Below are 20,133 nucleotides of genomic sequence, written 5' to 3' on the forward strand. Positions count from 1 at the left end.
TGTTTCAAGAAGGTTAAGAATAGGGAGTACATACAGTCATTGCCATACATAGTGGTTTTAGAATGCACATACTAAGCCTATAAAGGAGTGAGTGCACCGATGAAACCATTTATGCCAAAGCTAGTCTATGTTGAGCCTCGTGCTATGGAATATAAGCTTGCCCAAGACTTATATCAAAAGTTTAAAGACCAGGGAATTGAAATAAGAGAAACGACCTCTCACAACCAAGTTAGGGGGATTCCTGGGGATAATGAATTAAGGCAATATGCTAATGCCAAGAATACGTTCGTGCTAGGTGTAAGAAAGACACTTAAATTTGACACGTCGAAACCTTCTGCCGAGTACGCCATACCACTAGCAACAGGATGTATGGGGCATTGTCACTACTGTTACTTACAAACGACGTTAGGCAAGAAACCGTATATACGTACGTACGTGAACTTAGAGGATATCTTTGATGCCGCATATAACTACATTCAGGAACGAGATGAACCGACCCGATTTGAGGCAGCGTGTACATCGGATATTGTAGGCATCGATCACTTGACGCATTCCCTGAAGAAGACCATTGAATTTATGGGAGAACAGGAAAAGGGGCGTCTTCGATTTGTGACGAAGTACCACCATGTCGATCATCTCCTTGATGCACAGCATAATGGGCACACACGCTTTCGCTTCAGTATCAATGCAGATTATGTAATTAAAAACTTTGAACCAGGTACTTCTTCATTAGACAAACGTTTAGAAGCAGCACGTAAGGTAGCGGATGCAGGATATCCTCTTGGATTTATTGTGGCTCCTATTTATATTTATGGAGATGATTGGAAAGAAGGGTATTACAAATTGTTCTCAAACCTTCACAATCAACTAAGAGGGAGCTCTGTAGACGAAGAGGATTTAACGTTTGAGTTAATCCAGCACCGTTTCACAAAGCCTGCGAAAAAGGTCATCTTACAACGTTATCCGAAATCCAAGCTCGAGATGGATGAAGAACAGCGTAAGTATAAGTGGGGCCGATATGGAATCGGTAAATACGTATATCCGAAGGAAACGCAAGAAGATATCCAGAAGACGATGGAAGCCTATATTGGCGAGTTTTTCCCGAACAGCAAGATTTCTTATTTCACGTAAGAGTTCTTGTCACGCTTCCTGAACTAGTGTATCATTTTGTACAGCTAAGCTTTGTTGTACATGTAGGCAGAATTGGAGGATTATCATGCCGACACCTAGTATGGAAGATTATATTGAACAGATTTATATGCTTATTGAAGATAAGGGATACGCTCGGGTCTCTGACATTGCAGAGGCACTTCATGTACATCCTTCATCCGTGACTAAAATGGTACAAAAACTCGACCGTGATCAGTATTTGAACTACGAAAAATATCGGGGCCTTGTCTTGACTGGTAAGGGTAAGAAAGTCGGCAAGCGTCTTGTTTACCGTCATGAACTTCTGGAGCAGCTCTTGCAAATTATTGGAGTTGACTCATCAAACATATACGAAGATGTAGAAGGTATTGAACACCATTTAAGCTGGAATTCCATTGATCGTATCGGAGATTTAGTCCAGTTTTTCGAGGAAGACCCATCCCGCGTGGAAGGGCTTCGTAAAATTCAAGAGAAGAATGAAGCTGAAGAACAGAACGAAGACTAACACCTGGCAGTATGCCGGGTGTTTTTTATTTGTTACAGCTTGTCTGTGTTCTAGAGTACCTTTCTTCAACTATATAGTGATAGGGAGGAGGGCGACATATGAACATCGATGGCGTATTCTCGGGTGGAGGAGTAAAGGGAATTGCCTTTATCGGCGCAATAGAAGAAATTGAATCGAGGGGCTATACGTTCAAGCGAGTTGCAGGCACGTCAGCCGGAGCTATAATTGCAGCTTTCCTTGCTGCCGGTTATCGAAGTAAAGACATATCGGAATTATTCTACGAACTGAATTTAAAGAAGTTGTTGGATCCTCCTGCTCTGGGGTACTGGATCCCATTTACAAAGTGGTTGTATTGGTATTATGAAATGGGGTTATTTAAAGGAAAGAAGTTAGAAAAATGGATTTATGATGTGTTGGCGAAGAAAGGAGTTTACACCTTTCAAGATTTACCAGAAGGAACTTTAAAAATGATTGCTGCAGATTTAACGCTCGGGAAACTTGTTGTGATTCCCGATGACTTAGAGGAACTGTATGGAATCTCACCAAAGGAATTCACAATTGCTCGTGCTGTTCGTATGAGTGCTGGATTGCCTTATTTCTTTATCCCTGCACGCATTGTAAATAAGCATACGACTGTGAAGAGCATTATGGTGGATGGAGGGCTACTTAGCAACTTTCCAATTTGGCTGTTCACATCCCCAGATGAGAAACGAACTCGTCCAATAGTAGGCATGAAGCTAAGTGCATCCCCTCAAAAAATTAAGCCAAGAGCGATTAAGAATGCGAAGCACATGGTACACGCATTATTTGCTACGATGAAGCAAGCGCACGATGCACGATACATTACGAAAGCTGAGGCAGCTGATATCTTGTTTATTCCTGTTCAGAAAGTAGATACGACTGACTTTGATTTAAATGAAGAAACAAAGGATGAATTAATTCAACTTGGGAGGGACAGAGCGATAAAGTTTCTCAAAACATGGAGAGGATAAAAAGACCGAGCCTCATCGTTAGGATGAAGCTCGATCTTTTTTCTTGTCTTTATTGCCTTCAATGACACGAAGGTGAGAAGAAGAAGCACGTTTAGCTTTTGGTTTGGCTTTAGCTTTAGCCTTAGTGCCCTTAACGGATGATTTCTTTATGTTTGAAGGTTTCATCTTGCTTGTAAGAGAAGGTGAAGAGTTTGAGGCGTACTTTTGTTTGGATTGCTTTACAGCTTGACGGTACCGTTTCATTTCATTGCTGCCGCCGCCTCCCATTCCTCTTCTCTTAAAGAATATAAAGTAGGCGATCGCACCAAACAACGCCACAAATCCTACGGTAATAAGTAAATCTGTGAAAAATGCTTGTGTTTGGGTTATAAGTTTGAACCCAATCCCTAAAATCGCGAGCCCTACCACGACATAAATGAAAGGTCGAATAAATTTATTCAAACTGATGTCCTCCTTTCCAAGCTACCTTAAGAAATTCCCCTATTACCTTCTATACCACGTAACTCACTATTTCTATCATTTTCTAGCACTTTTTTAAACGATTGAATGGCTACTTCTACTTGGTCGTCCTGTGGTTCTTTCGTAGTTAACAATTGCAATCCAAGTCCCGGATACCCAAGATAACGTAGCACGGGAATGTTGCGTAACTTATTTGTTAGTTGAAGTACTTCAAACGATAATCCAATTACGACTGGAATGAGCATCATTCGATTCACGATGCGCCACCATAATGGAGACGTATCAACGAACAGGTACACGACAATCCCGACTAATACGGTAAAGAGTAAAAAGCTTGAGCCGCAGCGGTAATGGAGCCGCGAGTGCTTCTGGACATCCTCTACTGTTAAGTCGGATCCGTTCTCATAGGCATTAATGACCTTATGCTCGGCCCCGTGGTATTGAAATACTCTCTTAATGAGCGGGGTGAGCGATAAGAAATAGATGTATCCAAGTAGAAGAATGAACTTAAATAATCCTTCTAGCAGGACTTGCCCCGTATCTCCAGGTACTACGGGTCTGAAGAATTCGGCCACAAACGTTGGAACGAGTGTAAATAGAACTTTACCAAGGATGAAAGAAAGAACACCAACAGCCCCAACACCTAGAATCATGGCGAGCTTGGATGTTTCCTCTTCTTTCTTAATCTGATCATCCTCACTTGGGTCTACATCGTAACGTTCAGTCGAGAAGTTCAAGTGCTTCGTTCCATTCGCGCTCGCTTGCACGAGAGCGACGAGTCCACGAACGAAAGGAATTTTCTTTAGGGTTTTAGATAGTTTAGATTCTTTCCGTTCGAGCTCGAAATATTCAATTGTTTCGTCTTTTCTACGAATCGCAGTCACATAGCTTGTGCGGCCAGCAAACATGACCCCTTCCATAACAGCTTGACCGCCATACGCAGTTTGTTTCGTCTTTGCCATAACTTCACCATCCTGGAGAAAAAGCTTTGTTTCATCTAGTTTACTAAAAATTCAAGCAAACGACTAGGTGCTAACCACGAAAAGCATGGATTTGTCAAATTTGGGTCAAGATAATGGGGAGGTGATGGACATGGAAGAATCAAAATCCACTATGTTGGAGCAAAACAAACAAGAAAAACCGATGTCTGTTTTAAGTAAATCGTTAATCACTGGATTTGTAGGAGGCGTGCTTTGGAGTTTTTTAGGCGCAATTGCCTACTATTTCAACTTTACGACCATTTCATCGGGCTCGTTTGTACTTCGCTCCTTCTTTCAAACAGAATGGACGGGAACGTGGCTTGGCGAATTGATTAGCATTTTAGTGATTGGTCTTCTTTCTCTTGCGACGGCTTTAATCTATTTTAGTGTATTAAAGAAAACAAAGGGGTTATGGCCATCTATTTTGTTCGGTGTTGCCCTTTGGCTTATTACGTTCTTTGTATTTCAGCCTGTATTCCAGGCAGTACCGAAAGTTGGCGAGTTAGATGGCAATACAATTGTGACAACGCTCTGTCTCTTTATCCTATACAGCGTGTTCATTGGATATTCCATCTCCTATGATTATCAAGTAGAGAGCGAGAGTCAGAGCCAAAGCCAAAATACAGAAGGCCATTAAATCGTCCCACTTCCGGAACATCTTGTGTTAGACTGAGAAAGTGTCGGAATATTTCTTATATAGTGTAGGTGGAACGATGAAACAACTTTTATTATTAAATGGACCAAACTTAAATTTACTAGGCAAGAGAGAGCCTGATATTTATGGAGCGACTACGCTCAAAGACGTAGAACAAGAAGTACGTACCTTTGTGGAAGACCGAGGAGGTACTATGAAGAGTTATCAGTCGAATCATGAAGGTGGATTGATTGATGCAATTCAGGAAGCGAGAGGCACGATAGATGGCATCATCTTTAATCCCGGAGCATACACACACACAAGCATCGCACTCCGAGATGCTATCGCGTCTGTAGACATCCCTGTTGTAGAAGTTCATATCTCGAACGTGCACCAGCGGGAGGAATTTCGTCATACGTCGTTACTCGCTCCTGTATGTGTAGGGCAGATTGTAGGGCTTGGTACGGCTGGCTATCAATTGGCAGCACAAGCTTTATTAGAGAGGAAGGGTGAGTAAAATGGGGAAAATTGATCAAATTAGAAAAGCACTACGTGAACAGAATGTTGATGGATTGCTCGTCACAAGTGATAAGAATCGTCGGTATCTAACTGGATTCACTGGTACTTCAGGGGCTGTATTGATTTCTCAGGATGATGCTCTGTTCATCACGGATTTCCGGTATATGGAGCAAGCGAATGAAGAAGCAGTCGGTTATGATATTATCGAGCATAAAGGACCTATCTTTAGTGAGATAGCTACTCAGGTGGATCGTCTAGGAATTAAACGACTAGGTTTCGAGAAACAGCATATGACGTATGGGGCTTATGAACGTTACGAGGAATTGCTTCAGGTGGAATTTGTTCCGACGTCTTCTATTGTGGAAAATTTGCGCTTGATTAAGACAAATGATGAGATTATGATATTAAAGGAAGCGGCTCGTATTGCTGATCAAGCATTCGAGCATATTCTGACGTACATAAAGCCAGGCATAAAGGAAATCGATGTAGCGAATGAACTTGAGTTCTTCATGAGAAAGCAAGGAGCAACATCATCATCCTTTGATATTATAGTGGCTTCCGGCTATCGTTCCGCGTTGCCTCACGGAGTGGCCTCGGATAAAGTCATCCAAAGCGGTGAACTCGTCACGTTAGATTTTGGTGCCTATTATAAAGGGTATGCTTCTGACATTACACGAACAGTCGCTGTAGGGGACATTAGTGATGAACTTCGCGAAATTTACGATACCGTTTTACAAGCTCAATTACGTGGTATGGAAGGTCTGAAGGCAGGAATAACGGCCAAAGAGGCGGACGACCTCACACGTGATTACATTAAAGAAAAAGGTTATGGCTCTTATTTCGGTCATTCTACTGGACATGGAATTGGACTTGATGTACACGAAGGACCTGCACTATCGTTCCGTTCGCAAGAAGTGTTGAAACCAGGTATGGTGGTTACGGTAGAACCTGGTGTCTATGTACCTCAAGTAGGTGGATGCCGAATTGAAGATGACACGGTCATTACCGAACATGGGAATGAGCGCTTGAGTCATTCTTCCAAAGAGCTTATAATTCTGTAAGCAACCAAGGAGGAAATAGATATGATTTCAGTAAACGACTTTAAGACCGGTCTTACGATCGAAGTAGATGGCTCAATCTGGCAAGTAATGGAGTTCCAGCATGTTAAACCAGGAAAAGGTGCTGCATTCGTTCGCTCCAAGCTTCGTAACAAACGTACAGGAGCTATTCAAGAACGCACGTTCCGCGCGGGTGAGAAAGTAAACCGTGCGCATATTGAGAACAGTAAAATGCAATATCTTTATGCAGATGGAGATATGCACATTTTCATGGATACGAGTACGTATGAGCAGGTTGAACTTCCTTCAAACATTATCTCCAATGAACTAAACTACTTAAAAGAAAACATGGAGATTAACATTCAATTCTACCAAGGTGAAACGATTGGTGTTGAATTACCGAAGAACGTTGAACTTCGTGTGACTGAAACAGAACCTGGCGTAAAAGGTGATACGGCAAGCGGCGGTACGAAACCAGCTACGGTTGAAACAGGATTAACTGTTCAAGTACCATTCTTCGTCAACGAAGGCGATGTTCTTGTTGTAAGCACAGATGATGGAAAATACGTTTCTCGTAGCAATTCCTAATAGAATAGAACTTTAATTAAAAGGCAAGTGAGCTATCGCTCACTTGCCTTTTTTGTGTTTATGGAGAGGTTTGGGGGAGTTTCTGGTGTTATGCCTGCCGTGGCTGAGCGGCCTCCTCCGCTTTTGGTCTCATCTAGCTGCGTGGGGCAGGTACTACGGACATAAGCGATTCAACTCCGTGAGGGAAGGGCACCTCACTGCGTTGCTTCGCTTATGCCTACCGTGCCTGAGCAAGCCGCTTCCGCTTTTCGATATCATATTCTCTCCCTAATCGCATAGGTTGATAGTAGAGCTTGTTCAAAAGATAGTGAGGCTATGATATGGATGAGATTATTGGGGTTTTTCCGGTTCGGTTTCATCGTGGGGTGTTGGATTGGGTTGGGGATCGGTGGGGGAGTTTGCAGGAGATTCGGGTTCGGGTTGGGCGGCCGGTGGAGTTTATTTTTAATGAAGGTTTTGAGTTTGCTACGTCTCTCATCCCGGATGAGCGGGATGGGGTGTATATGTTAAATCGACTTGGGGATTATTCAATCTATCGTTTAGAAGACGAGTTACGAGAGGGATATATTACGTTACATGGAGGCCACCGGGTAGGGTTAGCTGGTCGGGTGAATACAGAGGGTGGCCGGGTGAAGGCTATTTCGACCGTTACGTCCTTTAATATAAGAATTGCGAAAGAGAAGGTCGGGGTGGCGTCTGGCTTAATTAGGGACCTCTACCGAGATGGGTATGAGAACACATTGTTCATTGGACCTCCTCAGACAGGGAAGACCACGTTGCTTAGGGATTTGGCAAGGTTGATTAGTGAAGGTAATGCTGTTCATGCAGCGCATAAAGTAGGGATTGTAGATGAACGTTCTGAAATCGCAGGTAGCCTTCATGGAATTCCGCAACATCAAGTGGGACTAAGAACAGACGTGCTAGACGCATGTCCAAAAGCAGAAGGCATGATGATGATGATCCGCTCATTGTCTCCTGAGGTGCTCATTGTTGACGAAATCGGTTCTGAAGCGGATGTGAAAGCACTAAGGGAAGCGGTATATGCAGGTGTGTGTGTAATTACGACCGCTCATGGTCAATCCTTTGATGAACTGATGAGAAGACCTTCTTTTGCGCCGTTGATGTCAGAGAAGGCATTTAAACGCTATGTCGTCCTTCTCGGGGGTGGAAAGCCTGGTGTCATCGGGAGTGTACTGGATGAAGAGGGGCAGCTCGTTCGGACTGAGAGGGGGAATGTGAGCAATGAAGTGGATTGGAGCACTAATCCTGTTATGCGCAACCACATGGGGAGGGTTTGAATTTGCTAGACGTTTACGAGAAAGGCCGAAGCAAATTCGCCAATTAAAGAATGCTCTTCAAGTAATGGAAGCAGAAATCCTATATGGACAGGCTCCTGTCATTGAGGCATGTGAGAAAGTCGCTACTCAAGTGCCAGCTCCGCTTTGCTTTTTCTTTGATGATTTTAGTAAGCAGTTAAAGGAATGCAGTTCGTCTCTTTCAAGTGTCTGGGAGGAACGGATGAAGCATTATTGGCCCATTAGTTCTCTTGGCGATGGTGAAAGGGAGATTATGAGGCAGTTTGGTCAGACGCTAGGTCAACATGACTTCACTTCTCAGCAAAAGCATATCCGGTTAGCCCTCTCCCATTTGGAACGTGAGCTAGAGGAGGCGCTTGAGCAACAAAAGCGGTACGGAACGATGGTGAAGAGCCTCGGTTTTTTATTGGGGTTGTTGTTAGTCCTCTTATTCATCTGATTCGTACGGTTCGTTGATTGTAACAGCTTGTTGTGATGAGGTTCGCCATAGAATCAGAGTCTTAGAAGTGTCTTAGCGTTACGAGCCATTTAAACAAGGGGAAGAGGGTGCGACATGTTAGGGGATGCGTATTTGTTATTTCAAATTGCAGGCATTGGAATTGTAGTGGCGATGATTCACACCGTGCTGAAACAAATGGGGAAGGAAGATTATGCCCACTGGGCTACACTCGTTGGGTTTATCCTCGTGCTGTTCATTGTCATGGATGGACTTCAAGACCTATTTCAGGAAATTAAGTCTGTGTTCTTGATACAGGGATAGACAGGAGTGGTGGCATGGATATCTTCCAGGTTGTATCGTTCGCCCTGGTCGCCAGCATCTTGACAATTATTCTCAGAGACCAAAAGGGTTCAATTGCTTTCTTCATTATCTTGTTCACAGGCATTGTCATTTTCTTTGTCATCATTGGTCAGATTGCCGAAGTATTCACCCTTTTGGAATATGTTGCGCAGCGAGCAAATGTGAATGGCATGTACGTTGAAACAATCCTCAAAATTATCGGCATTGCTTACATTGCAGAATTCGGAGCACAGCTTACGAGAGACGCTGGATTAGGTTCAGTTGCATCCAAGATTGAGTTAGCAGGAAAAGTCTTTATCTTAGTACTGGCTGTACCGATCTTAACAGCAGTAATTGAAACAATTATCGGTATTATCCCAACGTGAAAAAGGAGAGTGGAGGTGAGACATGATGGGGAAAGCGAAAGGTTGTTGGGTGGCTCTATTTGTAATGGTGACACTCCTTTTTCCATTCATCGTCCACGCTGAACCAAAACAACCGGATTGGACAAGCGGTCACCTGTCGAACGTCTCCTTAGACGAAGTGCAATCTTATTGGTCGAAAGTGGTGGATGAATACGGAGGGTTCTTGCCGGATCTTCGAAAAGGCAGCTTTATGGAATTTATCGAGCATAAGGAAGAACTCTCAATTAAAGATTGGGTAACTGGCTTAGTGAAGTATTTGTTCTACGAATTCATCGTGAACGGGAAGCTATTAGGCTCCTTACTGTTCTTGACCTTATTTTGTATGATCCTCCAATCGCTTCAGAATGCGTTTGAAACACAGGCAATTAGCAAAGTAGCCTATGCCATCGTCTACCTTGTACTCATCGTACTAGCACTCAACAGTTTCAATCTTGCTGTGTCTTATGCCAAAGATGCCGTCGATGCTATGAGTGCATTTCTTATAGCACTCTTGCCGTTGTTACTTGGGTTGATGGCAAGTTTCGGAAGTCTTGCATCTGTATCATTTTTTCACCCTGTCATTATCTTTCTTATTCATTCTAGCGGCATGTTAGTCTCAAACATCGTCATGCCTTTGTTGTTTCTATCCGCATTGCTAAGCATCGTAAGTACGATTAGTAGTGAATATAAAGTAACACAACTCGCCTCCCTACTAAAGAATGTGGCGCTTGGCATTATGGGATTGTTCTTAACCATCTTTTTAGGTGTTATTTCTGTTCAGGGAGCGAGCTCCGCCATCCAGGACGGAGTGGCCATTAAGACGGCGAAATTCGTTACTGGTAACTTTATCCCTGTAGTGGGCAGGATGTTCACAGACGCAACGGATACGGTCCTAAGCGCTTCCTTATTGTTGAAGAACACAGTTGGCATTATTGGAGTCATCGTCATCCTTTCTCTAGCTTTGTTCCCTGCTATAAAGGTGCTCGCTGTAGCCATTATTTATAAATTTGCAGCAGCCATCATGCAACCCATAGGAAGTGGACCTGTTATTACGTCAATGGAGATTATCAGTAAGCATATACTTTACGTCTTTGCGGCGCTACTCATTGTAACGTTTATGTTCTTTCTGGCCATCGTATTAATTGTTGCATCAAGCAACTTAACCATGATGATTCGGTAGAGGGGGTGAGCGTATAGAGGTCATAATTGGTTGGGTTACACAAATTATTCTTTTTTTGTTGCTAGCACTCATTACTGATTTACTGCTTCCGGCGTCATCCTTTAGAAAGTACATAAAGCTCGTAGTCGGTTTGCTGCTGATCCTTGTGTTTCTACAACCTGTCTTTCAGTTGTTTCAAATTGATATGGATCGTTTCTTTCATGAACAACGTGCTTGGGTAGAGGGAGAGGACTCAGATTCTATGGAAAATTTAATTGATAGTAAGAAAAGAGAAATACAAGCCTCCCAAGGTGCATATATTTTAGAACAGATGGCTGTCCAACTCGAAACGGAGGTGGAAGAAAAGTTAGCGGAGCAATACGAGGTGGCCATTCAAGACCTCTCTTTTCAAATGAAGGAAGGAGAAGAGGTGGGACTTGAAGCGTTGGAATCGGTCGTCGTAGTACTTGTTCCAGCCGAACAACAGAAAGAAAGAAACGCCGGAGAAGTCGAAGAAGTCGTCATTAACACTGAGTCGGCTCCTTCAAGGGAAGAACGACAACCTTCTCTCACGCCCATTCAAACTTTTCTTTCATCATCTTGGCAAATTGAAGAAGACAGGCTACAGGTTCATTGGGAAGGAGGGGCTGGATGAAGAACCCGTTAGATTTTCTATTCTCGAAGTTAAAGTTGAAATCTGAAGATGGGAAACGGCCAACGAAGATGGGATATGTCGTTCTGGTAGCGTTGCTAGGATTGCTTCTGCTCATCGTAAGCGATGTGTTCGGAGGGAAAGAAACTCCTTCTAATGACTTTGTCACAAGTGAAGACCAACCTTCTCCCTCTTCTACAGCAGGACAAAATCAAGAAACTTTCTTACAAAAGAATAAAGGGTCATCTTCTGGTGATTCACTATCAGAACTTGAAGAAACCTATGAAGAAGACCTGAAAACGCTACTAGAAACCGTAGATGGTGTGTCACAAGTAGAAGTGTTCGTAAACTTAGATGCGACAGAGAAACACGTCTATGAGAGGAATGTGTCTGAAAGTCAACAAGAAACAAAAGAAACAGACACAAATGGTGGGGAGCGGACGATTACAGATTCGTCCGAAGATAAGCAATTAGTGTTGTCCCGACAAGGAGATCAAGAGACTCCAATTCTTATACAAACTAAAAAACCGGAAGTTCGCGGTGTCCTTGTCGTTGCTAAGGGGGCTGATCATATGCAAGTGAAAGAATGGATTGTGGAGGCCGTTTCAAGGTCTTTAGATGTACCAACCCATCGCATTTCAGTAATGCCTAAAAAGCAAGGGGGAAATTAAGATGATGTTAAAGAAGCAAACGGTATGGTTGTTGACGATGTTGAGTTTGATGATTGTGTTGAGTGTGTATTACATCACCTCGCCAAATGACAATGAACTTGCGTATATTGACGAGAATTCGGACGAAGAGCAAAGTGCTCAAGGGGATTTGCAAACAGAGGATGGTGAAGCTCTTCAAACTCAAGGCAAAGATGGAGAGCAGCAGACGGTCATTTCAGAAATTTCTTCAGATGAATTGTTTACAAAGATCCGTATGGAAATGGAAGACAATCGAAGCCGCTTGAAAGAAGAATTGAATGATATTGTTACCTCAACAGAAGTGAGTGCGAATGAGAAGAATGAGGCGATTAGCCAAATTCGAGACATTCAAGAGTTGGCAACGAAGGAAAGTGTGTTAGAGGAAACAATCTTGGCACAAGCAGAGTATCCGGATGTACTTGTACGTGCGGAGGAGCAAATGGTTTATGTAACTGTGAAATCAGCAGAATTAACAGAGACCCAAGCGAATTCAATCATGCAGATGGTTCGGGATGAATTTGGTCAAATTGAAGTCCAAGTTGATTTCCAGCCTTCTGAGCAATAGGTCTACAGGAAAGCCCCTAAATATAGGGGCTTTTTTTGTTTGGATTTGTATAAAAGAGGGTTTAAATATGTGAATATGGAACTATATCGTATGCGCTTTCCTCATGAAAGGTTGAAGTTTGGATTTCATTTATCGTAGAATATTAGTTGTTATTAGTACCTGTCCATAAAAATAATCTCTTATGCATTCAAACTCAAAGGAGTGCTCAACATGTTAAAAGTACAAGAAATCCGTGAACTGATCAAACTCATTGATGAGTCCTCGATAGACGAATTCACTTATGAAACAAACGGTACGAAAGTGTCGATGAAGAAAAACGAAGGGGAAGTTGTGACGCGTCCTGCTGTAGCAGAAACGCCAGTGATTGAACAACCAACACCTTCTGTACAACCAAGACAAGAAACCCCTGCTCCCGCTATGGAGGAAGCACCAACAGAAACCTCAGCAGCGAATTGGGATAAAGAAATTGTATCTCCAATGGTTGGTACATTCTACGAGTCTCCATCGCCTGAGGATGCTCCTTACGTTAAAGCTGGCGATTCAGTAAAGGCAGATTCAGTTGTATGTATTGTTGAAGCGATGAAGCTATTCAACGAGATTGAAGCAGAGGTTGATGGCGAAATCGTAGAACGCTTAGTTGAAAATGGCCAGTTAGTTGAATATGGACAGCCATTATTCCGAGTGAAATCCAAATAAGGAGTTGGAAACGTGATTAAGAAACTCTTAGTGGCCAATCGCGGAGAAATCGCTGTCCGTATCATCCGTGCTGCCAAAGAATTGAATATTGAAACGGTTGCTGTCTATTCAGAAGCAGACAGAGAATCGTTACATGTGCAATTGGCAGACGAGGCGTACTGCATTGGTCCAACAGCTAGTAAAGACAGCTACTTAAACTTTACAAATATTATGAGTGTTGCCATCTTAACCGAATCAGATGCCATCCATCCAGGCTATGGATTTCTATCTGAGAATGCGGATTTCGCAGAGATTTGTGCGGAATGTAACATTATATTCATCGGGCCAAGTGCCGCAGCAATCCGTAAAATGGGAACGAAAGACGTTGCTCGCGAGACGATGAGAGCGGCTGGAGTCCCAATTGTTCCAGGTTCAGAAGGTCTCATCAAAGATGAGGAAAATGGGAAAGAGATTGCAGAAGAAATCGGCTATCCAGTTATTATTAAAGCGACTGCTGGCGGAGGCGGTAAAGGGATTCGTGTGGCAAGAACCGAAGAAGACTTAGTGAAAGGCATTCGCATGACGCAACAAGAGGCTGAGACTGCGTTTGGAAACCCTGGTGTTTACATTGAGAAATACATCGAGGATTTCCGTCACGTTGAAATTCAAGTAATGGCAGATAACTTTGGTAATGTCATTCACTTAGGGGAACGTGATTGCACGGTTCAACGACGTCTTCAGAAGTTGATTGAAGAAACTCCTTCCCCAGCAATCACTGAAGAAATTCGTGAAGAAATGGGAGAAGCTGCTGTGAAAGCCGCTCAAGCTGTAAATTACAGTGGGGCTGGCACGGTCGAATTCATCTATGATAAAGTAAATGGACGATTCTACTTTATGGAGATGAATACGCGTATTCAAGTCGAGCATCCTGTTACGGAAATGGTGACAGGTGTAGATCTGATTAAAGAGATGATCCACGTAGCTAATGGCAATGAATTAACATACAAACAAGAAGACATTCAATTCCAAGGTTGGGCAATGGAATGTCGGATTAACGCAGAGAACCCGTTTAAGTCCTTTATGCCTTCACCAGGAGAAGTACAGATGTATTTACCCCCAGGTGGGTTCGGCGTACGCGTGGACTCCGCTGCTTATCCAGGATGGAAGATTCCACCATATTATGATTCAATGATTGCTAAGCTCATTACGTATGGCAACACACGTAAGGAAGCCATGGACCGTATGAAGCGTGCTCTTGATGAATTTGTAATCGAAGGCGTACACACAACCATTCCATTCCACCGTCGTATGATGGACCATGTTGTCTTTAGAGAAGGAGATTTCAACACGAAATTTCTTGAGACTTATACTATAATGGAAGAGGAATAAGAAAAGGAGTGACCAGTTTGAGCGATAACCACCTTTTAAAAGTCAGTGATGATTCTACTTTAGGAAACGTAGAAATTGCACCTGAAGTCATTGAAGTCATTGCCGGGATTGCCGCGACCGAAGTAGCTGGTGTAGCTTCGATGAGAGGGAACTTTGCTACTGATGTAGTAGAGCGACTCGGTAAGAAGAACCATGGGAAAGGCGTTCGCGTAGATTTGACGGACGAAGGCATCATCGTCGACATCTACGTCGTCATGGATTTTGGAATTTCGATTCCGAAGACCGCACAGAAGATCCAAGACAACGTTCGTCAAGGATTATTGAACATGACCGCGCTTGACATTAAGGAAATAAACGTCCATATTGTCGGTGTACAAATGGAAACAAAAGAAGAATTGAACCAAGAAGAAGTGTAACAGCTGAGACCATAAGGGGTTCCCTTTATGGTCTCTTTTACGTGTGAAATACAGGACGAAATGGCTTTTATACGTAGAACATGTTATGATTCATACGGATATTACGTAAAAGGAGAACGATATATGAAACGTCGTACAGCAAGAGAAAAAGCATTCCAAGCCTTATTCCAAATGGATATAAATGATATACCTCCACGTGAATCAATCGCGAACGTGCTAGAAGAGGGAATTATGACAGACAAATTCCTAGAAACGATTGTGTTCGGTGTGACGGAGCATAAAGAATCAATCGACGAACAGATTCAGCAACATTTAGAGAAGTGGACAATTAAACGTGTAGCATCCGTTGAGAAAACGCTACTCCGTATGGCTACATTCGAAATGGGATACGTTGAGGACGTACCGAACAAAGTTGCGTTGAACGAAGCAATTGAATTAGCCAAAGTATTTGGTGATGATCAATCGGGCCGATTCATCAATGGTGTTCTAAAGAAAGTGCTCGATTCTTACGAACAATAAGAGGAGGTAGTTCTCATGGCAGCAGAAATTATTTATGGAAAAGAGTTAGCTGAGAGCATTCGTGCACGGTTGAAAGACGAAGTTGCCGAGCTACATAGTCAACAAATCCATCCAAAATTAGCTGTAGTAATCCTTGGAAACGATCCCGCATCTCAGTCTTATGTGAAAGGGAAGAAAAAGGCGTCTGCGAACATCGGCATGGACGCAGAGCTAATTGAGCTTTCGGAAGAAACAACTCAAGCTGAACTCCTTGATGTTGTGGATCGGCTGAATCAAGATACCGATATTCATGGAATTCTAGTTCAGTTACCCCTCCCTGACCACATTAATGAAGATGTCATCATTGAAGCCATTTCCCCGGAGAAAGATGTTGATGGATTTCATCCCATTAGTATAGGGAGAATGATGGCTGGTAAAGAAACCTTCCTTCCATGCACACCACTCGGGATTATGACGATGTTCCATGAGAAAGGCATCTCAATTCGTGGCAAACATGCGGTTGTAGTGGGTAGAAGTCGCATTGTTGGTAAACCGGTTGGACAACTTCTATTAAATGAGCATGCGACCGTTACCTATTGTCACTCTCGCACTGAGAATATGGATAAGTACATTCAAGAGGCTGACATCCTCATTGTAGCTGTAGGGAAGCCTGGCTTCGTACACGGAGACCAGATCAAAGATGGGGCGGTTGTTATTGATGTCGGCGTGAACCGGATTGAAGATGGAACGTTAACGGGAGACGTTGATTTCGAATCAGCGAAAGAAAAGGCCTCCTACATTACTCCAGTCCCGCGCGGAGTTGGTCCAATGACCATTACAATGCTCTTACAGAACACGATTCAAGCTGCTAAACAAATTCATCATGCTACGACTCAAGGGAGCCCCTCTTAGTGAAAGACCGCTACTTAACGGTTACCGCATTAACTAAATATATTAAGCGGAAATTTGAGACAGACCAGCATTTACGCGAGGTTTGGCTAAGAGCAGAAATTTCAAATTTCAAGCAGCATAGTCGTGGGCATATGTATTTAACGTTGAAAGATCAAACTTCACGTGTTTCCGCCGTTATGTTTAGCGGAAACAATAAACACCTTAAATTCACACCAGAAAACGGAATGAATGTGCTTGTTAAGGGTGAAATCAGTGTATATGAGCCTGTAGGTCAATATCAACTTTACATACGTCAAATGGAACCAGATGGTGTTGGAGCGCTATATTTGGCTTATGAAGAATTAAAGAAGAAACTTTCAGGTGAAGGGTTGTTTGAAGAAGCGCGCAAGAAGCCCATTCCAAAGTATCCAAACCATATTGCGATTATTACATCACCGACTGGAGCTGCGATTCGTGACATTATTACTACAATCAAGCGTCGGTACCCGCTTGTAAAGCTTTCTGTATTGCCAGTATCTGTGCAGGGGCCACATGCGGCACCTAGTGTAGTAAAGGCAATTCAACACGCCAACGAGCTTGATGGGATTGATGTGATTATTACAGGGCGAGGTGGTGGGTCCATTGAAGAATTATGGGCCTTTAACGAGGAATCGGTAGCTCGCTCAATTGCAAACTCCGAAGTACCAATCATTTCTGCTGTTGGACACGAGACAGACTATACGATCTCAGACTTTGTTGCTGATTTACGCGCTCCAACCCCAACAGGTGCTGCAGAGATGGCTGTCCCTTCTCGAGAAGAAGTGCAGCAACATGTCCAATCGTTAAAACGATACCTTCACAGAGTCGTCCATACTGAAATCAATCAGTCACGACAAAGACTTCAAGCGATGCAGCGTTCTTATGCGTTTCGTTACCCTGCGAAGCTTATGCAGCAGAAAGAGCAGGACTTGGACCGTTTAATGGAGCACTTGCAACGTAACGTTAATATGTCACTAGAGCGGAAACAAGAAAAGGTTGGGAATCTTATTCAACGACTGTCCCAACAACACCCAGAAAGACAAATCGAGCTTTCAAAGGTGAATGTTCAGCAGCTTACCACAAGGAACCAGCGAGCAATGAAGCAAGAATTGGGCTCTCAACAGCAAGCGTTCGGTCAGTTGTTGAATAAACTTAACTTATTAAACCCCCTAGAGATTATGCAACGAGGCTACGCTATTCCATTCACAAGTGATGGGAGTGTCGTAAAGACGGTTCAAGATGTACAACCGGGTGATTCTGTCCAAGTTCGTTTGAAAGATGGAGTTTTAGACGCAGAAGTAAGGGGTATAGCTGAGGAGGATTACAATGAGTGAACAAGCGCAACAGGAATTGAGCTTTGAAGAGGCGATGAAGCAATTAGAGGAACTCGTTGGGAAACTTGAAGAAGGCGATGTTCCTTTAGAGAAAGCAATCACCTACTACCAAGAAGGTATGAAACTTTCGAAAGTGTGTAATGACAAACTAACTCGTGTTGAGAAACAAATGGAACAAATCATGAATGAACAGGGTGAATTTGAACCGTTTACCGTTCAGGAGGAAGAGTAAGTGAAAGAAACGCTCGCAACGTTTATTCAGAATCATGTCGTACAACTAAATAGTGAATTGGAAGCTTCCATCAGAAAGCGAGCAATCCCAGATCGCCTGAAGGAATCCATGCTCTATTCCATTAAAGCTGGCGGAAAACGCATTCGTCCTATGCTAATGTTAGCTGCTAACGACGCATTTGGAGGCACACCTGAACGTGTGATGCCTGTTGCAAGTGCAGTTGAGATGATTCATACTTATTCCCTTGTGCATGATGATTTACCGGCTATGGATGACGATGATGTCCGTCGTGGTCAACCAACCAATCACAAGCAGTTTGATGAAGCTACAGCAATCCTAGCTGGAGATGGATTATTGACAACTGCCTTTCATCTCATCTCTCAGTCTTCATTAACGGATGGAGAGAAAGGATTTATTCTTAAAGAGATGGCTCAAGCGAGTGGCGCTGAGGGAATGGTAGCTGGACAGATGTTAGATATGGAAGCCGAAGGGGAAGAGCTAACCTTAGAGGAATTAGAGAACATCCACCGTCTGAAAACAGGAGAACTACTCCGGTTTTCAGTACTTGCAGGTGCTTATTTAGGTGGTGCGAACGTGGAGCAACGAGAGGCCATTGAACGTTATGCGAAAGCTCTAGGTCTATTATTCCAAGTTCAAGATGACATTCTTGATGTTGTAGGAAATGCAGATGAGCTAGGAAAGCCAATTGGTAGCGATGTCGGAAATGACAAGAGCACCTATCCACAATTGCTAGGTCTAGAGGGAGCTAAGGAGCAAAAAGAAATTTATGCTCGAAAAGCTAAGGATGCATTAGTTGAAGCTGGCGTCGAAAGTACGTTGCTCGAAGATTTTGTCGATTACATTAATGATCGAACTGCATAATTGATGAGCAAAGCTGATTGAGTCATTCAATGAAATATGTTATATTATTTGTATAAAGCAGGATGGTGCAGTATTCTAGTCGGCCCTCCGTTTCTGAAGGCGGGCCTAAAAATCCGCCATAGGGCACATCGATGAAGTTCCTTGTGTCGGCTTGGGGCGCCCAGCCTTGGGTCGATGCTGGGAGTTAAGGTTGCAGGGCGATCCACAAAGGCATGTGGGCGTTGACCCTGCTTCCGCGGAGGCCCATTCTTGTAGGGATTGCTATCACGCATGACCTATGAAATGGGGTATGAACCTACGTGATCGTTTTCGATGGGAATAACGATCCGTAGCGTAGCCTGCCTTGAGTGGCTCTGAGGGGATTATGGCATCTAGAGTCAACGCTTGATGGCCACTAGCGTTGGCTCTCCAACGCCATATGAAATCAGCGCTGCAAAAGAGGCTAGGGAACGGCCAAAGGCTGCCGAGGAAAACTCCTAGACTGTTCGTTGGACAATCAACAGGGATTATAGTGTGGACTAAGTGGTAATCCAGTCTAGTTACCGGTGACGGACTAAGTTGGGTTTAAAGGGGAACCGCCGATGTGGCAACACACGGTACCCAACTGGGAAAACCTACTGGACCTAAGCCGCAGTTTTTACCTGTTGATTGACCATCCTGTCTTACATAATAAGTGAAGCTAACTCAATTATAGACATAAATAGATGAGGTTTAGTCATGAAACAACAACTACAAAATTCATTAAAATTTAGTCTTGGGATTGCCGTTATCACTTTTGTGCTAGCGGCTATTTTTTCAGTCATTTCTTCATATTTATTAGGAGATGTCTATTATCTAATCGGCATATTGATTGTGTTTACGATTGTATTTATAGGGATCTTCTTTGATATGCTAGGGATAGCAGCAACTGCCGCAGATGAAACCCCGTTCCATGCTATGGCAGCGGAAAAAGTAAACGGTTCCAAAGAGGCTATTCGTATTGTGCGAAATGCAGACAAGTTCGCGAGTTTCTGTAATGATGTAATTGGAGACATAGCGGGTATAGTAAGTGGTACGGGGACAACAATCGTTGTGATTTCAATAACGCTCAAAATGGGAGCACCTGAAGGATCAACCACACAAATCGTTATTAGCGTAATCTTTACAAGTATCGTTGCTGCTGTAACGGTAGGTGGAAAAGCGTTAGGAAAATTCGTTGCCATTCATTCATCCACGAAGATTATCTTCATAGTTGGAAGAGCCGTTGCGCTTATAGAGAATAAGCTGAATATAAAACTATTACCTCAAGAGAAGAAATCTTCGAGAAATTCCCGATGAAGGTGAGTGATCC

General features: G+C 43.2%; 26 protein-coding genes. 24 read left to right on the forward strand and 2 right to left on the reverse strand.

All coding sequences use genetic code 11. The features are described from left to right. The first annotated feature begins 99 nt into the window (after positions 1 to 99). From splB to H513_RS0112490, 3 genes are all read left to right on the forward strand, one after another. Positions 100 to 1,131 (forward strand): spore photoproduct lyase, encoded by a 1,032-nt coding sequence (splB, locus tag H513_RS0112480; RefSeq protein ID WP_026801052.1) that lies wholly within the window; start codon positions 100 to 102, stop codon positions 1,129 to 1,131. A gap of 85 nt (positions 1,132 to 1,216) precedes the next feature. Then, on the forward strand, positions 1,217 to 1,654 hold the full coding sequence (gene mntR / locus H513_RS0112485; protein WP_026801053.1) for a transcriptional regulator MntR: 438 nt from the start codon (positions 1,217 to 1,219) through the stop codon (positions 1,652 to 1,654). Positions 1,655 to 1,752: 98 nt separating this feature from the next. After that, on the forward strand, positions 1,753 to 2,646 hold the full coding sequence (locus H513_RS0112490) for a patatin-like phospholipase family protein (RefSeq protein ID WP_026801054.1): 894 nt from the start codon (positions 1,753 to 1,755) through the stop codon (positions 2,644 to 2,646). A gap of 18 nt (positions 2,647 to 2,664) precedes the next feature. Here the strand turns inward: H513_RS0112490 and H513_RS0112495 are convergent, their stop codons facing one another. Together H513_RS0112495 and H513_RS0112500 are read right to left on the reverse strand one after the other, a co-directional pair. Beyond that, positions 2,665 to 3,087 carry an SA1362 family protein gene (locus H513_RS0112495; protein ID WP_036770235.1) on the reverse strand — a complete coding sequence of 141 codons (423 nt, stop codon included), beginning with the start codon at positions 3,085 to 3,087 and terminating at the stop codon, positions 2,665 to 2,667. A gap of 26 nt (positions 3,088 to 3,113) precedes the next feature. Then, the gene (locus H513_RS0112500; protein WP_026801056.1) at positions 3,114 to 4,067 is read right to left on the reverse strand and encodes a DUF1385 domain-containing protein; all 954 of its coding nucleotides are present in this window, start codon (positions 4,065 to 4,067) and stop codon (positions 3,114 to 3,116) included. Between the two features lie 130 nt (positions 4,068 to 4,197). On the opposite strand from H513_RS0112500, the gene H513_RS0112505 reads away from it, so the two are divergent. From H513_RS0112505 to H513_RS0112605, 21 genes are all read left to right on the forward strand, one after another. After that, positions 4,198 to 4,722, forward strand: coding sequence for a YqhR family membrane protein (locus tag H513_RS0112505; RefSeq protein WP_026801057.1), 525 nt, complete (start codon positions 4,198 to 4,200; stop codon positions 4,720 to 4,722). A 76-nt stretch (positions 4,723 to 4,798) separates the two neighbouring features. Then, complete coding sequence (aroQ, locus tag H513_RS0112510; protein ID WP_026801058.1) at positions 4,799 to 5,236, forward strand: type II 3-dehydroquinate dehydratase; 438 nt, start codon at positions 4,799 to 4,801, stop codon at positions 5,234 to 5,236. A 1-nt stretch (position 5,237) separates the two neighbouring features. Further along, the gene (locus H513_RS0112515) at positions 5,238 to 6,299 is read left to right on the forward strand and encodes a M24 family metallopeptidase (RefSeq protein ID WP_026801059.1); all 1,062 of its coding nucleotides are present in this window, start codon (positions 5,238 to 5,240) and stop codon (positions 6,297 to 6,299) included. 21 nt (positions 6,300 to 6,320) lie between these two features. Next, positions 6,321 to 6,884 carry an elongation factor P gene (efp, locus tag H513_RS0112520; RefSeq protein ID WP_026801060.1) on the forward strand — a complete coding sequence of 188 codons (564 nt, stop codon included), beginning with the start codon at positions 6,321 to 6,323 and terminating at the stop codon, positions 6,882 to 6,884. A 320-nt stretch (positions 6,885 to 7,204) separates the two neighbouring features. Next, entirely contained in the window at positions 7,205 to 8,182 is a 978-nt protein-coding gene (gene spoIIIAA, locus H513_RS0112525) for a stage III sporulation protein AA (RefSeq protein ID WP_026801061.1), read from the forward strand. Further along, positions 8,127 to 8,639 (forward strand): stage III sporulation protein SpoIIIAB, encoded by a 513-nt coding sequence (gene spoIIIAB, locus H513_RS0112530; RefSeq protein ID WP_026801062.1) that lies wholly within the window; start codon positions 8,127 to 8,129, stop codon positions 8,637 to 8,639. The genes spoIIIAA and spoIIIAB overlap by 56 nt, the downstream gene beginning before the upstream one ends. A gap of 114 nt (positions 8,640 to 8,753) precedes the next feature. Then, positions 8,754 to 8,960 carry a stage III sporulation protein AC gene (gene spoIIIAC, locus H513_RS0112535; RefSeq protein WP_026801063.1) on the forward strand — a complete coding sequence of 69 codons (207 nt, stop codon included), beginning with the start codon at positions 8,754 to 8,756 and terminating at the stop codon, positions 8,958 to 8,960. A gap of 14 nt (positions 8,961 to 8,974) precedes the next feature. After that, a complete protein-coding gene (gene spoIIIAD, locus H513_RS0112540; protein ID WP_026801064.1) occupies positions 8,975 to 9,364 on the forward strand; it encodes a stage III sporulation protein AD in 390 nt (129 codons plus the stop codon). Positions 9,365 to 9,386: 22 nt separating this feature from the next. Further along, positions 9,387 to 10,562 carry a stage III sporulation protein AE gene (spoIIIAE, locus tag H513_RS0112545; protein WP_026801065.1) on the forward strand — a complete coding sequence of 392 codons (1,176 nt, stop codon included), beginning with the start codon at positions 9,387 to 9,389 and terminating at the stop codon, positions 10,560 to 10,562. 25 nt (positions 10,563 to 10,587) lie between these two features. Continuing rightward, positions 10,588 to 11,196: a stage III sporulation protein AF gene (spoIIIAF, locus tag H513_RS0112550; RefSeq protein WP_267879647.1), complete on the forward strand. Its 609-nt coding sequence runs from the start codon at positions 10,588 to 10,590 to the stop codon at positions 11,194 to 11,196. Further along, entirely contained in the window at positions 11,193 to 11,864 is a 672-nt protein-coding gene (gene spoIIIAG, locus H513_RS0112555) for a stage III sporulation protein AG (RefSeq protein ID WP_026801067.1), read from the forward strand. Before spoIIIAF ends, spoIIIAG begins: the two co-directional genes overlap by 4 nt. 1 nt (position 11,865) lies before the next feature. Continuing rightward, positions 11,866 to 12,447 carry a SpoIIIAH-like family protein gene (locus H513_RS0112560; RefSeq protein WP_330981692.1) on the forward strand — a complete coding sequence of 194 codons (582 nt, stop codon included), beginning with the start codon at positions 11,866 to 11,868 and terminating at the stop codon, positions 12,445 to 12,447. Between the two features lie 210 nt (positions 12,448 to 12,657). Beyond that, a complete protein-coding gene (gene accB, locus H513_RS0112565) occupies positions 12,658 to 13,143 on the forward strand; it encodes an acetyl-CoA carboxylase biotin carboxyl carrier protein (RefSeq protein ID WP_026801069.1) in 486 nt (161 codons plus the stop codon). A 12-nt stretch (positions 13,144 to 13,155) separates the two neighbouring features. Next, positions 13,156 to 14,511: an acetyl-CoA carboxylase biotin carboxylase subunit gene (accC, locus tag H513_RS0112570; protein WP_026801070.1), complete on the forward strand. Its 1,356-nt coding sequence runs from the start codon at positions 13,156 to 13,158 to the stop codon at positions 14,509 to 14,511. A 17-nt stretch (positions 14,512 to 14,528) separates the two neighbouring features. Then, entirely contained in the window at positions 14,529 to 14,927 is a 399-nt protein-coding gene (locus H513_RS0112575) for an Asp23/Gls24 family envelope stress response protein (protein ID WP_026801071.1), read from the forward strand. A 123-nt stretch (positions 14,928 to 15,050) separates the two neighbouring features. Continuing rightward, positions 15,051 to 15,446: a transcription antitermination factor NusB gene (nusB, locus tag H513_RS0112580; RefSeq protein WP_026801072.1), complete on the forward strand. Its 396-nt coding sequence runs from the start codon at positions 15,051 to 15,053 to the stop codon at positions 15,444 to 15,446. 15 nt (positions 15,447 to 15,461) lie between these two features. Next, on the forward strand, positions 15,462 to 16,337 hold the full coding sequence (folD, locus tag H513_RS0112585) for a bifunctional methylenetetrahydrofolate dehydrogenase/methenyltetrahydrofolate cyclohydrolase FolD (RefSeq protein WP_026801073.1): 876 nt from the start codon (positions 15,462 to 15,464) through the stop codon (positions 16,335 to 16,337). Further along, positions 16,337 to 17,689, forward strand: coding sequence for an exodeoxyribonuclease VII large subunit (xseA, locus tag H513_RS0112590; RefSeq protein WP_026801074.1), 1,353 nt, complete (start codon positions 16,337 to 16,339; stop codon positions 17,687 to 17,689). The genes folD and xseA overlap by 1 nt, the downstream gene beginning before the upstream one ends. Continuing rightward, positions 17,682 to 17,921: an exodeoxyribonuclease VII small subunit gene (locus H513_RS0112595; RefSeq protein ID WP_026801075.1), complete on the forward strand. Its 240-nt coding sequence runs from the start codon at positions 17,682 to 17,684 to the stop codon at positions 17,919 to 17,921. Before xseA ends, H513_RS0112595 begins: the two co-directional genes overlap by 8 nt. After that, positions 17,922 to 18,803: a polyprenyl synthetase family protein gene (locus H513_RS0112600; RefSeq protein ID WP_026801076.1), complete on the forward strand. Its 882-nt coding sequence runs from the start codon at positions 17,922 to 17,924 to the stop codon at positions 18,801 to 18,803. A 717-nt stretch (positions 18,804 to 19,520) separates the two neighbouring features. Further along, the gene (locus tag H513_RS0112605) at positions 19,521 to 20,120 is read left to right on the forward strand and encodes a hypothetical protein (protein ID WP_026801077.1); all 600 of its coding nucleotides are present in this window, start codon (positions 19,521 to 19,523) and stop codon (positions 20,118 to 20,120) included. Positions 20,121 to 20,133: the final 13 nt, after the last annotated feature.

Source organism: Pontibacillus halophilus JSM 076056 = DSM 19796 (genome assembly GCF_000425205.1).
Taxonomy (GTDB): domain Bacteria; phylum Bacillota; class Bacilli; order Bacillales; family BH030062; genus Pontibacillus_A; species Pontibacillus_A halophilus.

Excerpts from the sequence above, each read along its gene's own strand:
- H513_RS0112605 (WP_026801077.1), top strand. The coding sequence starts at position 19,521 with ATGAAACAACAACTACAAAATTCATTAAAATTTAGTCTTGGGATTGCC.
- spoIIIAB (WP_026801062.1), top strand. The coding sequence starts at position 8,127 with ATGAAGTGGATTGGAGCACTAATCCTGTTATGCGCAACCACATGGGGA.
- H513_RS0112560 (WP_330981692.1), top strand. The coding sequence starts at position 11,866 with ATGATGTTAAAGAAGCAAACGGTATGGTTGTTGACGATGTTGAGTTTG.
- spoIIIAG (WP_026801067.1), top strand. The coding sequence starts at position 11,193 with ATGAAGAACCCGTTAGATTTTCTATTCTCGAAGTTAAAGTTGAAATCT.
- H513_RS0112500 (WP_026801056.1), bottom strand. The coding sequence starts at position 4,067 with ATGGCAAAGACGAAACAAACTGCGTATGGCGGTCAAGCTGTTATGGAA.
- efp (WP_026801060.1), top strand. The coding sequence starts at position 6,321 with ATGATTTCAGTAAACGACTTTAAGACCGGTCTTACGATCGAAGTAGAT.
- H513_RS0112505 (WP_026801057.1), top strand. The coding sequence starts at position 4,198 with ATGGAAGAATCAAAATCCACTATGTTGGAGCAAAACAAACAAGAAAAA.
- splB (WP_026801052.1), top strand. The coding sequence starts at position 100 with ATGAAACCATTTATGCCAAAGCTAGTCTATGTTGAGCCTCGTGCTATG.
- accB (WP_026801069.1), top strand. The coding sequence starts at position 12,658 with ATGTTAAAAGTACAAGAAATCCGTGAACTGATCAAACTCATTGATGAG.
- mntR (WP_026801053.1), top strand. The coding sequence starts at position 1,217 with ATGCCGACACCTAGTATGGAAGATTATATTGAACAGATTTATATGCTT.
- folD (WP_026801073.1), top strand. The coding sequence starts at position 15,462 with ATGGCAGCAGAAATTATTTATGGAAAAGAGTTAGCTGAGAGCATTCGT.
- H513_RS0112490 (WP_026801054.1), top strand. The coding sequence starts at position 1,753 with ATGAACATCGATGGCGTATTCTCGGGTGGAGGAGTAAAGGGAATTGCC.
- spoIIIAA (WP_026801061.1), top strand. The coding sequence starts at position 7,205 with ATGGATGAGATTATTGGGGTTTTTCCGGTTCGGTTTCATCGTGGGGTG.
- aroQ (WP_026801058.1), top strand. The coding sequence starts at position 4,799 with ATGAAACAACTTTTATTATTAAATGGACCAAACTTAAATTTACTAGGC.
- H513_RS0112595 (WP_026801075.1), top strand. The coding sequence starts at position 17,682 with ATGAGTGAACAAGCGCAACAGGAATTGAGCTTTGAAGAGGCGATGAAG.
- spoIIIAE (WP_026801065.1), top strand. The coding sequence starts at position 9,387 with ATGATGGGGAAAGCGAAAGGTTGTTGGGTGGCTCTATTTGTAATGGTG.
- spoIIIAD (WP_026801064.1), top strand. The coding sequence starts at position 8,975 with ATGGATATCTTCCAGGTTGTATCGTTCGCCCTGGTCGCCAGCATCTTG.
- H513_RS0112515 (WP_026801059.1), top strand. The coding sequence starts at position 5,238 with ATGGGGAAAATTGATCAAATTAGAAAAGCACTACGTGAACAGAATGTT.
- nusB (WP_026801072.1), top strand. The coding sequence starts at position 15,051 with ATGAAACGTCGTACAGCAAGAGAAAAAGCATTCCAAGCCTTATTCCAA.
- spoIIIAC (WP_026801063.1), top strand. The coding sequence starts at position 8,754 with ATGTTAGGGGATGCGTATTTGTTATTTCAAATTGCAGGCATTGGAATT.